We start from the raw sequence: 16,002 nt of genomic DNA, 5'->3' as shown, positions 1-16,002 counted from the left end.
CGCTGGTGACGACGTCAGAAGGCTGGTGTCGAGCCTTCCCGCTGGTGTCGTGGCGGCGCTGGACTCAGAAGTCCTGGGGCCGGCCGGGAGTGCAGAGGATGTCGCGATGATCTGGACCGTGCGACCGAGTACCCCGGCGCGTCTACCCCCAATGTGAACGGCACGCGTCCCGACAACCCTCTGCCGACGCAGGAGGCCAGGTTCCCAAGACACCACGGTGCTGCATAGGAATCGTCCCGCTCTCCGGTGTGTGATTCCTCCCCAACGATCCCCCCGGCACCACGCGGCCGAGGGGCTCATCCGAGGTCTACTGGAAGGCGCGTTGCGAATCTTCGGAGCCACACCGATCGCGCGGCTGGGTCAGGTCGACAGTAGGGACCATCTCCTACTGCAAACCGACGGACTCATCGCGGCGGATGTGGGCCGGGCCGCGAAACCGTAGTCGGGCGATGCGCTGTGTATCGGTACCCGCGCGCCGCACGACGGCGCCAGGGCCCACTCGGCTCCATCGGACCGGCTCAATCAGCAGCGGACTACTGGCTCAGTGCTGGGCGGAACACTGGCTCCCACCAAGCGCAATATCCATCTCCGGCGGAGCTGGGATCTCCGTCACGGCAGCTACTACGCCGATTCAGCCAGGTTTGAGGAGGCGTTGGGCGATTCTCGTGGCGTGACGGAGCAGAATCGACCACTATCCAGAGGTCCATCAGTTCACCTGCTCGGAGCGACGCTGCTGGGCAACGCAACATCGACCCGACGGGCAGTGCCAGGTTGCGGTAGACAAGGGACATGACCATCGATCTCGTTGCCCTGCGTCGCGAACTCCACCAGATCCCGGAGGTCGGGCTCCAACTGCCCGCGACCCAGGCCCGGGTGCTGGAGGCCCTTTCCGGGCTCCCGCTCGAGATCACACTTGGCACGAAGGTGTCCTCGATAGTCGGGGTCCTGCGTGGTGGGCGCCCCACCGAAGGGAAGCGCCCGGTTGTCCTCCTCCGTGAGGACATGGACGCGCTACCGGTGCAGGAACTCACCGGGCTCGATTTCGCCTCGTCGAACGGCAACATGCACGCCTGTGGCCACGACCTGCACATGTCGATGCTGGTCGGTGCCGCCCACGACTTGTGCGCCCGCCGCGACGAGTTGGCCGGAGATGTCATCTTCATGTTCCAGCCGGGCGAGGAGGGCGTCGACGGCGCCAGGTACATGTTGGAGGAGGGAGTGTTCGAAGCGGCCGGGTCGCGCCCCGACTGGGTCTACGCCATCCATGTCTGGTCGACCCTGGAGCCCTGCGGCACGTTCAGCACCAAACCGGGCACCGTGATGGCCAGCTCGGACGTCGCGAAGGTCCGGGTCGTCGGACGGGGTGGGCACGGCTCGACCCCGCAGCGCGCGGCCGACCCGATCCCTGCGCTCGCTGAGATCACCACGGCGTTGCAGACGATGGTGACCCGCCGCTTCGACGTGCAGGACCCGGTCGTGGTCACCGTCGGGCTGCTGCAGGCCGGCACCATCGCCAACGTGATCCCGGAGGAGGGGCGACTCGAGGCCACCCTGCGCACGTTCTCGCACGCGGCCCGCGACAAGCTGATCCAGGCCATCGCGCAGGTCGCGGCCGGCATCGCGTCGGCCCACGGCGTGCGGGCCGAGTTCGACCTCCTCGAGCAGTACCCGGTCACCGTCAACGATGAGGCCGAAGCCGACGTGGTCGCCGGGTTGGTCGAGGAACTGTTCGGCGAAGGCCGTCACGTCCGTTGGGGGCACCCGCTGGCCGGGGCCGAAGACTTCTCCCGCCTCCTCGAGCTGGCGCCTGGCTGCTTCATCGGTTTGTCCGCCTGCCCTCCCGATCTCGATCCGGAAACCGCCCCGATGAACCACTCGGCCTACGCCAGGTTCGACGACTCTGTGTTGGCCGACGGTGCGCGGCTGCTGAGCGGGCTGGCCCTGCTCAAGCTGGGTTGAGCAGGGCCCCAACGAAACTCACCGTGGTTTCGGCACGGGCGATCGTTCCTCGCAGCCAGGCTCAACCAACGCACGGCTCAACCAACCGCTCAGCCCTTGACCCCCGAGGCCGCCAGCCCCTCGATGACCCGCTTCTGCATGCTGAAGAACAACACGAAGATCGGCGCCATCGCCATGACCGACGCGGCCATCATGATCGCCCAGTCGCTGCTGTACTGCCCCGCGAGGGTAGCGATGCCGACGCTGAGCGGCATGTTGTCCTCACGCGAGGTGATGATCAGCGGCCATAGCAGGTCGTTCCAGCTCCACAGCACCGTGACGATCGCCACCGCGGACAGGCTCGGCTTGGCCAAGGGGAGCATGACCCTCCAGAACGTCTGCCACGGGTTGCAGCCATCGAGCCTTGCAGCCTCCTCAAGTTCCTTGGGCATCGACAGGAATGCCTGCCTCATCAGGAAGGTCCCGAAGGCGGAGAAGATGCCGGGCAGGACGACCCCGCCCCAGGTCTCGAGCAGGTTGAGGCTCTTGATGATCTGGTACTGCGGGATCAGGTAGGCCTGCCCCGGGATCATCAGGATGGCCAACAGCAGACCGAACAGGAGGTTGCGGCCACGGAACCGCATCCGCGCGAAGGCATACCCGGCCAGCGAACAGAGCACCACCTGACCGACGGTGCGAACGACCGTGATCAACACGGAGGTCCCGAACTGGCTGAGGAACGGGATCTTGGCGAAGACGTCTGTGTAGTTGCTCCACATGAACTGCTCAGGGATCAGCTGAGGCGGCACCGACTGGATCTCGGCGTTGGTCGACAGCGACATCAGGATCTGCCACACGAACGGGAACAGCATCACCAGGCCACCCAGGATCAGCAGGATGTGGGCAGGCAGGTAGCGCACCTGCGTCGCAAGCACGCGTCGGGTCTTGTCACTCATAGTGCACCCACTTCTTCTGCCCCCAGAACTGGATGGCGGTCACGATGCCGACCAACACCACGATGAACATCGCGATGGCCGCACCCCCGCCCTTGTTCTGCTGGACGAACGCTTCGTTGTAGAACAGGTAGACCAGGGAACGCGACTCGTTGATCGCCGGGTTCGTCGGCCCGAGCATCGCGTAGAGGCCGTCGAACAGCTGGAACCCGCCGATGACCTGCATGATCGTCAGGAAGAAGATCGACGGCGTGAGCAGCGGGACGGTGACCCGGCTGAACTGCTGCCAGGCGTTTGCGCCGTCGAGGGACGCCGCCTCGTACAGCTCCGGCGGGATGCCCTTCAACCCGGACGACAAGATGATGACGTTGAAGCCGATGGACGACCAGATGCCGAAGAATGCGACGGCGAGCATCGCGAACCCCGGCGTCGACAGCCAGTACGGCGGATCGGAGATGCCGATCGCCTTCAGCATCTGGTTCAGCAGCCCGAAGTTGCCGTTGAAGAAGATCCGCCACACCTGGGCGATCGCCACCGGCATCGCGAGGTACGGCATGAAGAACAGCATCCGGTAGAGCGTGCGCCCCTTGAGGCCTGGAAGTTCGATCATCGAGGCGATCACCACCGACAACGGGACCGCCAGTAGCACTACCCCCGTGTACAGCAACGTGTTACCCAGGGCGCTCGGCAGATCGGGCCGGGTCAGCAGGTCGACATAGTTGTCGACGCCGACGAACTTGACGTCGCCGCCGAAGGCGTTGGTCGTCGTGAACGACGTGTACAGGTTGCTGACGATCGGGTAGTAGTAGAAGATCGCGACGCCGATGAGCAGCGGGCCGACGAACAGCAGCGGCCAGGCGCCCACCGACATGGGGTGGGTGCGAGTCTTCGGGGGCGCCTGACGCCCCGTTGCGGTGGTGGTCGTCACAGGGTCACTCCTTGGCCAGGAGCGCGTCCATCTGCTCCGCGAGGTTCTTCGCGGCCTCTTCCATCGGGGTCTTGCCTGCGAAGGCATCGGGCAGGATCTGCAGCTGCAGGTCCTCCCAGGCCGCGGTGTTCTTGGAGACGGGGTAGGACACGGAATACTCGTCGGCGCCGGTGGTGAAGACCCCCAGGTTCCACTCGGGCTGGCCATCGACCCACGCCTGCTGGGTGCCGGTGAAGGCGGGGATCGCGGTGCCGTTGGCGGCCTCGGTCTTGGCGGCCTCCTCGGTCGTCATGGCCTGCACCAGTGCCTTCGAGGCAGCTAGGTTCTTCGACTTGGCCGAGGCCACATAGGCCAGGCCGTGGATGATGGTGGCCTGCGTCTCGTCCTTCGGCAGCGGGACCACGATCACCTCGGCCGGATCCTTCAGGTCCTCCAGCAGGGGCTGGACCATCCAGGAACCGGCCCAGAAGATGCCGGCCTGGCCATTCGAGAAGAGGACGGTCGGCGAGGTGTCGGTCATCACCTGCAGCGACGGCATCGAGCCGTCGGCGATCAGGTCGGCCCAGAACTGCAGGCCCTTGACCGACTTGGGATCGGCGAATCCGGACTGGTTGTCCTTGATGACATAGCCGCCGGCCTGGTAGATGGTGTTGTAGTAGCTGCCCTGCCCATCGGCCGCACCCACGGTAGAGACGACACCGTGCGCTCCGGTGGCGGCGATCTTCTTGGCCGCGTCGTTGTGCTCGGCCCAGGTCCAGCCGTCGGTGGGGATCGGGACCCCGGCCTGCTCGAAGAGCGTCTTGTTGATGAAGCAGGCGATCGTGTCGTAGTCCTTGGGGATGCCGAAGTGCGATCCGTCGACGGTGTACAGGTCGACGAGCGCCTGCGGGTACTTGTCCCAGGGCACGTCGGTCAGATCGTCGATCGAGGCGAGCATGTCGTTGCCAGCGTAGAGCTGGATGTTGGGGCCGTTCATCCAGAACACGTCGGGCAACTGGTCGCCCTCGGCCTGGGTGCGCAGCTTGGACCAGTAGTCCTTGTAGGCGGCGATCGACGTGTTGACCTTGATGTTCGGGTACTGCTTGTTGAACGCGGCGATGTTGGCTTCGACGGTCGGGGTCTGGTTCTTGTCCCAGTAGAAGAAGGTCAGTTCCGCGGTGGTGTCGGCCGTGAGTTCACCGCCCTGCCCGCCTGGCTCGGTGTCTCCGCCCGAGCAGGCGCTCAGCGAGACGGCAGCGCCGGCGAGGCCGGCAACGGTCAGGAAGCTGCGTCGCTTCATGATTCCTCCTGGTTGTTGTTTGACTGGTTGTTGTTGAAGTAGGAGATGAGGTCGTCGGGAAGCTCGGGAATGTCGCGGGGCGTCGAATCGTCGCGGAGGGATTCGGTGGCCTGGATCGCGGCGGCTACCGCGTACCACGCGCCCAGCGGGGAGGTGTCGGTCGGCTCGTCATCCCGGACGAAGCGGACGAACTCGCTGACTGTGAGCACGTCGGCGTCACCGTGCCCGGCTGCGTCGCCGACGATCGGGAACTGGGCGTCCCCCTGCGGGTCGTAGTCGTGACGCTTGTTCCACAGCTTGATGACGCCGCCCTCACTGTCGCCGAAGTTCTCGATCCGACCCTCGGTACCGATCACGGTGTAGTTGCGCCAGTAGTCCGGGGAGAAGTGGCACTGCTCGTATGAGGCGTAGACGCCCGAGTCGAGGCGCATCATCATCATCGAGAGGTCCTCGACGTCGATTACTGGGTTGAGACCGGTCTGGCTGAGCGGCGGCCAGTTTTCGAGACTGAACCAGTCGCCCATCAGCTCATTGCTGCGGTCGCGTCGATCCGAGACCTTGTCATAGACGGTGAGCGCACCCATCGCGCTGACCCGGACGGTGTGTGAATCGGCCAGCCAGTGCATCACGTCGATGTCGTGTGCGGCCTTCTGGAGCAACAGCCCGTTGCCGTGCTCACGGGTGGCGTGCCAGTCCTTGAAGTAGTAGTCGCCGCCGTGCCCAACGAAATGGCGGCACCAGATGGCCTTGACCTCACCGATCAGGCCGTCTTGGATGATGCGCCTCATGCCGCGCACGACGTCCATGTGGCGCATGTTGTGGCCGACGTAGAGCTTCGTTCCGGTGCGGTGGGCCGTGGTCAGGATGCGGGTGGCGTCGTCCAGGTGGATGGCGAGGGGCTTCTCGACGTAGACCGGGACGCCGGCTTCGAGCAGCGCGCAGGCCGCGCCGGCGTGTGTGTCGTCCGGCGAGGTGATCAGGGCGACGTCTATGCCGGTGCCGATCAGCTCGTCGACGGTCCTGGTGAGCACGATGTCGTCGCGGCCCAACCGGGAGAGGATGCGCTGCTTCCCTTCCGGGTGCGGCTCGCACGCTGCGGTGATGATCCCCCCGTTCTCTGGCAGTTCGAAGTGCTGCGCGAGTCTGGCCCTGGCGCCGACGCCGACCACGCCGACCCGCAGTGGAGCCAGTTCCTCGGGATTGGTGCTGCTCAAGGGAAGATGCCTTCCTTTCGTGATTGCCCGCTGCACCAGGTCGAGTGCGGTCGGGGCGATGATGGTTCCGGGAGAACGGTCGAAGATGGCCTCGTGCGCGTCGCCCAAGGCGAGGCTGAGCGCTCCGATCGCTGCGCCGGACCCGGGCAACCGGGCACCCTCGAAGCTGAGCGGGGTCGCACCGACGGCACGGCTGGCGCGCACGTGGTCGCTGATCTCCCCGACGGCGCCCGGCAGGCGGGTCATGGGCACGGAGATGACGATGACGGTGGGGTCGAGGACGGCCGCCGCGGACGCGATCACCTCTGCGGCGTGCGAGAGGTGACCCTTCTCCGGCCCGGCACCCTCGGTGACGATCAGGCCGATCTCGCCCGCGTTGAATCCCTTGCCGCGATGGATCCGGCCACCCATGACGAGCCCGGTGAGGACGCTTCGGGACAGCGTCACGAGCAGGAGGTCGTCCGTGTGGTCGAGTCGCCCCTCCGCGACACGCAGGACGAACTCGCCATACGCGGAGGCGTTGACGTCGTTCTCGATCCTCACCGGGAGGCCGAAGGCGGCGGAGAGCCGGCGCCCCAGGTCGAACCCCGACCAGTCGGGGACGGCCGTCGACTCCATCACGGTGCCGGTGTCGTCGACGGTTCCGGTCGTCGAGATCGACATCGCCCGAAGCGGCCCGCAGAGCGGGGTGTGCGCGGCGATGTGCCGCTCGATCAGGAGAGTCAGCGCCTCCAACCTCGCCCCCGACGCACCGGGGATGTCGGAGATGAGTTCGGCGGTCACGACGCGGCCGTCCAGCCTGGCCGTGCAGATGAGCGCGGATCCGACCAGCAGGTCGACGCCGATGACGATGCCCGCGTCCGGCGCGATGGACCAGGTGCTGGCCGGCCTGCCCGGGGCGTTCGATTCGCCGTCCTGCGGGCGGACGAGGCCGTCACCCTCGAGGACTGCGAGGAGCGTCATCACGGTGGGACGCGACAGGCCGGTCTCGGCCACCAATTCGCGCGCCGTGGCACCCTCACCACGGAGGGCCTCGAAGACCCTGGCCAGGTGAGCCGGTCGCGACACTGCAGACATCTGGACTCCAAACAGTAATTAAGCAACGTGCTTAACTAAATGAAAGAGTAAGCACGGCAGAGCCTCCCGTCAATGGTCGGACGCAGAGTGTTCAGCCGAAGTTGTGTTCCCGCGGGTCGCCACGGACGGCAGAATGGGCCCATGCGACCGATGCTGGCCACGCCGACACCTACTCCGGGCCTCCCACCGCAGGGATCAGGTTGGGTACACGAGGTGAAGTGGGACGGGGTCCGGGCGTTGGGCGAGACCCACGGCGGGACGCTGCGGCTGTTCAACCGAAACGAGCGCGAAGTCACCTCGGCCTACCCGGAGATCGTCGACGGGGCCCGCGGCCTTCCGGACGGGCTCCTGCTCGACGGTGAGATCATCGCAATCGACCCCCTCTCCGGCACGCCTTCCCTGCACGGGATTTCCCCGCGCATCCACGTCCGCAGCGCTGAACGGGCCGCCCGGCTCGCGCTTGAGCGGCCTGCAACCTTCATGGCGTTCGACGTCCTGCGCCACGACGGGCACCTCGTCACCGGCCTGCCCCTTGCCGAGCGGCGCGGACTGCTCGAGGGGCTCGACCTCGAACGGCCGGCCTGGGGTCGCTCCGAGACCTACGACGACGCCGATGCCCTGGTGCGCTTCACCCGCGATTCGGGCCTCGAAGGCGTGATGAGCAAGCGCATCGCGTCGCGCTACCAGCCGGGTACCCGCAGCGTCGACTGGGTCAAGACGCCTAACCGCACCGAGCTGGTCGCCGTGATCGGGGGCTGGCTGCCGGAGGCCGGCGACGACCGTCGACTCGGCTCCGTCTGGGTCGGGCACGCCACCGACGAGGAGACCTTCGACACGGTTCCGGTGCTCTACCCCCTCGGAAGGGTCGGCTCGGGGTTGAGCCATCGGGAGCGCGACCTGCTTCTGACGGTGCTTCGGGGGATAGAGCGAAGCCGTCCGCCGTTCGTCCCCGTCCCCACTGGGCCGGAGGCGCAGCGCACCCACTGGGTCGAGCCGATGATCTGTGCCCAGGTCCGATACCTGTCGCTCTCCAACGGCGGCCTGATGCGCCAACCGGTGCTGCGCAGCATCCGACCCGACGTGCGGGCTGTCGATGCGGCCACCGCGCGGCTACTCTCGTGAGATGAGCGAGACCGCCGTTCCCCCGTCCGCCACCCCCGACGATAAGGACTGGACCTGGACCACCCGGAGCCCGTGCGCCGAGTGCGGGTTCGATCCCTCTGCGTGCCCCACCGGGAGTTTCCCCACCGCGATCAGGGAGTTCGCCGCACGGGTGGAGACCGCCATCATGGGCCCAGACGCAACCCTGCGCCCCGACCCTACGACCTGGTCGACGGTCGAGTACGCCTACCACGTGGCCGATGTGTGCGAGGTGATGTCGCAGCGCCTGGACGCGATGCTCGCGACGGCACCCGCGGCGGCAAGGTTCGAGTCGTGGGACGGCGAGGCCGTCGCGGTCGAGAAGGAGTATTGGCGCGCCACACCCGCGGACGTGCGGGAACTGCTCCGGGAGCGCGCCGAAGCCGCCGCCACCCGCTTCGCGTCTCCGGTCGGCGACCAGTGGGAAGCACGTGGCCTACGGGGCGACGGCGTCGGGTTCACCGCACATTCGCTCGGCCTGTATCTGCTACATGAGCTCGCACACCACGCCCACGACGTCGAAGGCTCACCAGTTTGACCCGGGCCGACGATTGACCCGGTGGCGTAGGCTGTCCCGGTGACCGAGCCGAAGCAGATTCTGAGTCTGCCGCCACTGGAGGAGATGGAGGTCGGCGCCCCGCTGAGCCCTCGGACCGGTGAACCGCCAAGACCCGCTGCTGCCTGGCTCGCCGCGGCGTCGGCCTATCTCGCGGTGGCCGTCCTCATCGCCGTCTACGCCCTCCATTGGTGGCTCGCCGCGCATCCGGACACCTACCCCACCTCCGCACGGTTGGTCGAATGGGTGGCGCCCGATCCCGGAAAGTGGTTGTCCCTCACGCTGGAGGGGATACTGGCCGCGGCGACGGTGCTCTCGGCGGGAGCGGTCGGGGTGGCCGGGTTTCAGGCCTGGAACGGCTGGAGGTGGTCGCGCTGGGCGGGGCTGACCGCGCTCGCCTTGACTGCCGCCTACGCCGCGATCACCTCGGATTGGGCCCTGATCGCTGTGGGTTTCGCGGCCGTCACCTCGTTGTCCACGTTCCTGCCGCCCATGACCCGCTACTTCCGCTACTGGGAGGCGGTGCGGTCCCCGCAGGGCGAAGGCTACCGTCGACCCGCCCGAATCCTCTACGGTCGCCTCCCCCGCTTCCGTTGAAGCGCGGATCGGACACACCCACGGCCTAGACTCCCGGCCATGACAGGTTCCCACCAATTCCTCGACGGCGCCCTGCGTCTGCTCCGGCGCGCCACGAGGCGGGCGACGGGCACACCGTCCACCCCGCGCCGAACCGACGCCGGACGCGGGCGATCCACCGGCTATCCCGGCGACTTCACAGGGCGCCCCACGATCGTCTACCGCCCACACAACGACAACCGACCGGACCCCGGAGAAGTGGTCTGGGCCTGGGTGCCCTACGAGGAGGATCACACCCAGGGCAAGGACCGGCCCGTTCTGCTCATCGGGCGCGACGACGGCTGGCTACTGGGGCTCCAGGTCACCTCAAAGGACCACGACCTCGACGCGGCCCAGGAAGCCAGGGCCGGGCGCTTCTGGGCAGACCTCGGCAGCGGCGCCTGGGATTCCGCGAGGAGACCGAGCGAAGCGCGGGTGAACCGGATCGTCAGGATCGCCCCCGAGTCGGTGCGCCGCGTCGGAGCCATGCTGGATGAGCGGGTCTTCCGCGATGTCGCCCGCGAGGTGCTGCGGTTCTACGGAGATCCGGAAGCGGCCGCACAGCGGCCGAGATGAACGTCGGACTTGAGCGAATTGGATCAGTTGACCCAGTTGTTGTGATACCGGCCACATGTCAGGGGTGCGCGACTGTATATTTCCAGCATGACTTGGCCTTGGTCGTCGAAAAGCAAGAGCCCGGAGGACACCGCTGACACTCGGGCTGTGATCGTCGCCTCAGCCCGGCGGCTCTTCAGCAGCGCCGGGTACATGGTGCCGTTCAGCGCCATAGCGCAGGACGCAGGGGTCAGGCAGTCGGAGATGTATGCGATCTTCGCGTCGAGGTTGCACCTGGCCATAGAGGTGTTCGCAGAGAACCTCAACCACCTCGAGGAACTCGCCGGGCAGGTCGATGACCCAAAAGGATTCTCAAAGCTGTGGAACACCCTGATCGAATATGTCGTCGAGTCGGGCGCGTTGCTGGAGATGGTCTTGGCAGAGCAGGATCTCCCCTCCGACGTCGAGGGGGGTCGCCTCGTTCAGTTGCTGACGGAGCCCCTCTCGCAGGCCCAAATCGCAGGGCTTGCAGATCCGGCCTGGACCCCTGAGGACCTCAGACTCATCGTGCAGATGGTTTCGGGAATCACGTCGGAGACACCCGAGGACAGACGGGCCGACGTGTACCGCGCACTGGCCCTGATCGACGAGCGACTGGTCCCGATCGACGGTGAGATCGACAGGGACACGCTCGCCGAAGCCGTCTGATCCAGTTTACTGGTTATGCCATTGGTGAACGGGGCTTGGACATCACGACCAATGATTGCGGGGAATCCCACTCCTACTGATTGAATGTTTCCGGCAGACAGGAGCCGGAAATGATCACCGTGACCGACCTCACGAAGGTCTATTCGCAGGGCGGACGCACCGTGCATGCGCTGGACGGGGTGTCATTGACGGTGCCCTCGGGTTCGATCCACGGCATCATCGGGCACTCAGGGGCGGGCAAATCGACGCTGGTGCGGTGCCTGACCATGCTGGACAAGCCGACCTCCGGCACCGTCACGATCAACGGTGTCGACCTGACGGCCGCACGCGCGGATGCGTTGCGTTCGGCACGCCGTCGGATCGGCCTGGTTTTCCAACAGGCCAACCTCTTCGACTCACGCACGATCGCCCAGAACGTCGGCTACCCACTCGAAATCGTGAAGGCGGATGCGGCCCGCCGCAAGGCGAAGGTCGACGAACTCCTCGGCCGTGTCGGGCTGGCCGATGCCAGCAACGCCTATCCGGCCCAACTGTCGGGCGGAATGAGGCAACGCGTCGGGATCGCCCGGGCGCTGGCGACCGACCCCGACGTCCTGCTGTTCGACGAGCCGACCTCGGCCCTCGATCCCCGCACCACGGATGAAGTTCTCGACCTGATCGTGTCGCTGCGCACCCCCGAACTCGCCGTACTGGTCATCACACACGAAATGCACGTTGTGAAACGGATCTGCGATTCGGTATCGCTCCTCGAAGGGGGAAGGATCATCGAATCCGGACCCCTGACCGAAGTGGTCAGCCGCCTCGACGGCAGGCTCAGCCAGGCGCTGCTCGGAATCCCCCCACACGCGGACCTGCGCGGTGCCGGGACACTGGTCGACGTCCTGTCCTCCGGCCCGGAGACGCTACAACCAATCGTGGCGCATGTTTCACAGGTGGTGGGGGCGGAGATTGCGATCGTCGCCGGGAGCGTCGAGCATCTGGCGGGCACCACGTTCTCGCACCTGCGGCTGTTGATACCCGAAAGTGTGGAGGCAGGCAGAGTGATCGACGAGTTGAGGCGCCTGGGCGCGGACGCCGCCCTCACCGACAGCCTCAACGGAACGGGGGAAGCGGCATGATCCCGCTCGAAGGCACCTGGTTCGCCAACCCCGCCATCCAGAAGGCCATGTGGCCCGCGCTGCTCGAGACCCTGCAGATGGTCGGCATCTCAGGCCTCGCGACTCTGATCCTGGGGTTGCCATTGGGGGTGTGGCTGTTCATCACGAGGCCCGGCGCCATGAGCGCGAACCGGACCCTCAACTTCGTCTTGTCGGCCATCGTGGTCAACATCACCCGCTCGTTCCCCTACGCGATCCTGATGATCGCTTTGATGCCGCTGACGGTGGTGCTGGTCGGCACCAAGATCGGGCCGATCGCGGCCTCGGTGTCACTGGCCATCGCCGCGATCCCGTTCTTCGCGCGGCTGGTTGAGACATCGCTACGGGACGTACACGTCGGCAAGCTCGACGCGGCGCATGCGATGGGGTCGACCAAGCTGCAGTCGATCACAAAGGTGCTGATCCCGGAGTCGCTGCCTGCGCTCGTCGCCTCTTTCACCACGACGGTCGTCACCCTCATCGGGTATTCGGCCATGGCTGGCCTGATCGGCGGCGGCGGTCTGGGCCGACTCGCCTACAATTACGGTTTCCAGCGTTATCAAACCGATGTGATGATCATGACGGTGGTGCTCCTGATCCTTCTGGTTCAGGTCATCCAATGGGTCGGTGACGCCGTCTCAAAGGCCATCGACCACCGTTGACCCCCGATTCTCCCGCCAAGGGCGGGAACGGCCACCAGGCCACACAGGCGGCCAACTTGTCGTTGGCCCGAAACAGAGGAGGAACCTCATGCGAAAAATCCTGACCGCAGCCGCTGCCGCGTTGGCAGCCACCATGGCGCTGACCGCCTGCGGCTCCGGCGATACGACCCCCGAGAGCAGCACCTCGGCTTCCGCTTCCGGAACCACCACGAAACTCGTCGTGGGTGCCAGCCCGGTGCCGCACGCCAAGATCCTGGAGTTCGTGCGCGACAACCTCGCGGCAGACGCCGGCCTCGAGATCGAGATCCAGGAGTTCGAGGACTACGTGCTGCCCAATGAGGCACTGGCCAGCGGCGACCTGGACGCCAACTACTTCCAGCATCTGCCCTACCTGGAGAACCAGATCGCGGAGAAGGGCTACGAGTTCTCGCATGGTGAGGGCATCCACATCGAGCCCTTCGCCCTGTTCTCGAACCAATACGAGTCTGCTTCCGACATCCCAGATGGTGGGCAGATCGCCATCACCAACGACCCGTCGAACCAGTACCGCGGCCTGAAGCTGCTCGAGGAGAGCGGCCTACTGCAGGGCATCACCGAGGACACCACGGTGCTGACCCTGACCGACGAGCAGAACCCGAAGGGACTCACTTTCGAGGAGACCCAGCCCGAGGTCGTCGTCCAGCTCCTCGACGATCCGACGGTGGCCGCGGCGCTGATCAACGGCAACTTCATCCTCACCGCGGGGCTGAAGGCCGAGGACTCCATCGCGATCGAGGCCGTCGAAGGGAACCCGTACGCCAACGTGCTGGTCTGGCGCACGGAGGATGACGGGAACCCCGCCATCGCCAAGCTCGACGAACTGCTGCACTCCCAGGAGGTCAAGGACTTCATCAAGTCCGAGTGGCCCTCCGGTGACGTGATCCCCGGCTGATTCGTCGCCGATTCCCGGGCCGCCGCACACTCAGCTGTGCGGCGGCCCGATCTCTTTGCCGGGAATCGCGTGACTGATGGCCCCTCCGCGGCATAGAGTCTCCGTCAGGAGAAGTCCCTCCGGGTGGAATGGAGAATCCAATGCGAGTCCCACGCATCGTCGCCACGGTGATCGCGGCCGTGAGCGTCCTGGCCACGTTGGGGGTGACGGCCCCGTCCGCGAACGCCGACGTCAACGTCTACACCACGCCGGGCGAACACACCGTCAACGGGCGCCAGTGGCGGACCTGGTGCGAGCCATACTCGCGCACCGCACGCTGCACCACGCAGATCAAGGTGGGTGGCGTCTGGACCTTCAACAACCTCACCTACCTACCTTCCCCGCGGAGCCTGTGGGTCGGCAACCCGCTCGCCACCCCCGGATACCACGTCGTCAAGGGTCGCAAATGGTACACCGAGTGCGACACGCCACGCACCGGGGGCAACGGTTGCCGCTCCTACATCGACACCACGGGCCGCGGCAATTACGTGTTCAACAATGTCGTCCAGTTCGGCCAGATCCGAACCGATCTCGACTCGCTGTACAAGTACCGCCCGCCGGCCGATCCGACCCCCACTCCGGCGCCTTCGGGCCCCTACTCGATCACCAAGGGGCCCAACACGTCGAACCGGGTGATCCTCACCTTCGACGACTGCCCGAAGTCGCTCAGTTCGTTTAGGACGACGGTCAAGGCCGTCTCGGACATGGGCGTCCGGCTCGCGCTGTTCCCCACCGGTGACTGCGTCACCGCAGGCCGCTTCGACGCCGCCTATGCACGTTCGCTCGGGCACTACGTGTTCAACCACTCGATCAGCCATCCCCAGTTGACCAACCTCAGCTACTCGGCAGTGGTGCGACAGTTGGGCGCTCCCGGCATCGTGACGACCTACGGTCGCCCTCCGTACGGGGCCTACAACTCGACGGTGCGCAGCGCCTACGACGCGGTGGGCATGCGGATCTGGACGTGGACGGTCGACACCAATGACTGGCGCGGCAAGTCGAGCTCGGAGCTGGTGCGCTACGTCGTCAACAACTCGAGCGGCGGCGACACCGTGCTGATGCACATGCAGTGGAACGGGTTCAACGCTTCCTCGATCCGCTCGATGCGCGACGGGCTCTCCGCCAAGGGAGTCGGCATGTGCCGAAACACCGGGGCGGTGGCCGCGAAGCCCGCAGGGATCAGCTGCTGACCCTGCGGGGTCGGCTCCGCATTGCGGGACCTGCCGGGTGTTCGCGTAGGGTTGGGTCGGCCCAACCCCGATCGAGATGAGCGTCCATGCCCCAGCCCAGCGCACCTGAAGACCAGGACATCCAGACGGACGTGACCCTACCCGACTCCGTCGGGCGGTGGTTCGCCCGGTTCCTGAAGGGCATCGCCGTCGGCATCGGCGCGATCCTGCCCGGCCTCTCGGGGGGTGTGCTGGCCGTCATCTTCAAGCTGTACGACCCGCTCATCCGGTTCCTGGCCAACCTGCGCCGCAACTTCGTCAGGAATGTGCTCTTCTTCATTCCTGTCGGGCTGGGACTCGGGGTCGGCATCGTCTTGTTCTCCGTCGTGGTTGAGGCCGCGTTCGGCAGGTACGCCGCGCAGTTCATCTGCCTGTTCATCGGTTTCGTGATCGGCACCTTCCCCTCACTCTTCAAGCAGGCAGGCAGGCACGGGCGCCACAGGATCGACTGGATCATCATGGTTGTCGCCGCGACCGCGATCTTCATCCTCATGTACGTGGGGGGCGACACCACACTGCTGCAGGTACAGCCGAGCATCCCGGTCTGGTTCGGCTCCGGAGCCCTGATCGGCCTGGGCCTGATCGTGCCAGGGCTCAGCCCGTCGAACTTCCTGATCTACTTCGGCCTGTACGACAAGATGGCCACAGGGATCAAGAACTTCGACATGAGCGTGGTCATCCCGTTGGCTCTCGGCCTCATCGTCTGCGTGCTGCTGCTGGCGAAGGCAGCCGAATGGGCGTTCAGCATGTATCACTCTCAGATGTACCACCTGATCCTGGGCATGGTGATCGGCTCGTCTGCGGCCATCTTCCCGACGGTGGTCTTCCCCGCATTCACCGCCAAGGGGCTCGCGGACTCCGGCCTGTCCCTCGCAGGATCGATCGTATTCGCGCTGGCGCTGCTCGTGGCCGGCACCGTCGCATCGTGGCTGTTCAGTGGGGTCGAGGACCGGGTCGCCGAACGGCGTGAGGCGATCGAGGCGGCGGCCAAGGGCGGCCAGACGTCCTGACCTCGGCCGCCGTTGCAACCGGGCCCCGGCAG

The 16,002-nt window shown here is 66.1% G+C and carries 15 protein-coding genes; 11 read left to right on the top strand and 4 right to left on the bottom strand.

Features of this window, described 5'->3' with window-relative positions:
* Nucleotides 1-789 precede the first annotated feature (789 nt).
* Entirely contained in the window at nt 790-1,959 is a 1,170-nt protein-coding gene (locus tag BUC15_RS12150; RefSeq protein ID WP_073188647.1) for a M20 metallopeptidase family protein, read from the top strand.
* 89 nt (nt 1,960-2,048) lie between these two features.
* On the opposite strand, the gene BUC15_RS12145 is transcribed toward BUC15_RS12150, so the two are convergent.
* The 4 genes from BUC15_RS12145 to BUC15_RS12130 form a co-directional block, all read right to left on the bottom strand.
* Complete coding sequence (locus BUC15_RS12145; RefSeq protein WP_073188645.1) at nt 2,049-2,894, bottom strand: carbohydrate ABC transporter permease; 846 nt, start codon at nt 2,892-2,894, stop codon at nt 2,049-2,051.
* Entirely contained in the window at nt 2,887-3,762 is an 876-nt protein-coding gene (locus BUC15_RS12140) for an ABC transporter permease subunit (RefSeq protein WP_084189561.1), read from the bottom strand. The genes BUC15_RS12145 and BUC15_RS12140 overlap by 8 nt, the downstream gene beginning before the upstream one ends.
* Nucleotides 3,763-3,823: 61 nt before the next feature.
* Entirely contained in the window at nt 3,824-5,098 is a 1,275-nt protein-coding gene (locus tag BUC15_RS12135; protein ID WP_073188640.1) for an ABC transporter substrate-binding protein, read from the bottom strand.
* The gene (locus BUC15_RS12130) at nt 5,095-7,389 is read right to left on the bottom strand and encodes an ROK family protein (RefSeq protein WP_073188638.1); all 2,295 of its coding nucleotides are present in this window, start codon (nt 7,387-7,389) and stop codon (nt 5,095-5,097) included. Before BUC15_RS12130 ends, BUC15_RS12135 begins: the two co-directional genes overlap by 4 nt.
* A gap of 141 nt (nt 7,390-7,530) precedes the next feature.
* Between BUC15_RS12130 and BUC15_RS12125 the strand changes: the two genes are divergently transcribed.
* The 10 genes from BUC15_RS12125 (at nt 7,531) to BUC15_RS12080 (ending at nt 15,970) form a co-directional block, all read left to right on the top strand.
* Nucleotides 7,531-8,511 carry an ATP-dependent DNA ligase gene (locus tag BUC15_RS12125; RefSeq protein ID WP_073188637.1) on the top strand — a complete coding sequence of 327 codons (981 nt, stop codon included), beginning with the start codon at nt 7,531-7,533 and terminating at the stop codon, nt 8,509-8,511.
* A gap of 1 nt (nt 8,512) precedes the next feature.
* Nucleotides 8,513-9,067 (top strand): DinB family protein, encoded by a 555-nt coding sequence (locus BUC15_RS12120; protein WP_073188636.1) that lies wholly within the window; start codon nt 8,513-8,515, stop codon nt 9,065-9,067.
* 39 nt (nt 9,068-9,106) lie between these two features.
* Entirely contained in the window at nt 9,107-9,682 is a 576-nt protein-coding gene (locus BUC15_RS12115; protein ID WP_073188635.1) for a hypothetical protein, read from the top strand.
* 39 nt (nt 9,683-9,721) lie between these two features.
* Entirely contained in the window at nt 9,722-10,276 is a 555-nt protein-coding gene (locus BUC15_RS12110) for a type II toxin-antitoxin system PemK/MazF family toxin (RefSeq protein ID WP_084189559.1), read from the top strand.
* A gap of 87 nt (nt 10,277-10,363) precedes the next feature.
* Nucleotides 10,364-10,963 (top strand): TetR/AcrR family transcriptional regulator, encoded by a 600-nt coding sequence (locus BUC15_RS12105; RefSeq protein ID WP_073188634.1) that lies wholly within the window; start codon nt 10,364-10,366, stop codon nt 10,961-10,963.
* Between the two features lie 110 nt (nt 10,964-11,073).
* A complete protein-coding gene (locus BUC15_RS12100) occupies nt 11,074-12,081 on the top strand; it encodes a methionine ABC transporter ATP-binding protein (protein WP_073188633.1) in 1,008 nt (335 codons plus the stop codon).
* A complete protein-coding gene (locus BUC15_RS12095; RefSeq protein WP_073188632.1) occupies nt 12,078-12,761 on the top strand; it encodes a methionine ABC transporter permease in 684 nt (227 codons plus the stop codon). The genes BUC15_RS12100 and BUC15_RS12095 overlap by 4 nt, the downstream gene beginning before the upstream one ends.
* Nucleotides 12,762-12,849: 88 nt before the next feature.
* Nucleotides 12,850-13,692, top strand: coding sequence for a MetQ/NlpA family ABC transporter substrate-binding protein (locus BUC15_RS12090; protein ID WP_073188631.1), 843 nt, complete (start codon nt 12,850-12,852; stop codon nt 13,690-13,692).
* Nucleotides 13,693-13,832: 140 nt separating this feature from the next.
* Nucleotides 13,833-14,921: a polysaccharide deacetylase family protein gene (locus BUC15_RS12085; protein ID WP_073188630.1), complete on the top strand. Its 1,089-nt coding sequence runs from the start codon at nt 13,833-13,835 to the stop codon at nt 14,919-14,921.
* An 86-nt stretch (nt 14,922-15,007) separates the two neighbouring features.
* Entirely contained in the window at nt 15,008-15,970 is a 963-nt protein-coding gene (locus BUC15_RS12080; RefSeq protein ID WP_073188628.1) for a DUF368 domain-containing protein, read from the top strand.
* Nucleotides 15,971-16,002 lie beyond the last annotated feature (32 nt).

The sequence above is a fragment of the Tessaracoccus bendigoensis DSM 12906 genome (genome assembly GCF_900141915.1).
Classification (GTDB): Bacteria; Actinomycetota; Actinomycetes; order Propionibacteriales; family Propionibacteriaceae; genus Arachnia; species Arachnia bendigoensis.
This window is presented reverse-complemented; position numbering and strand designations above follow the sequence as displayed.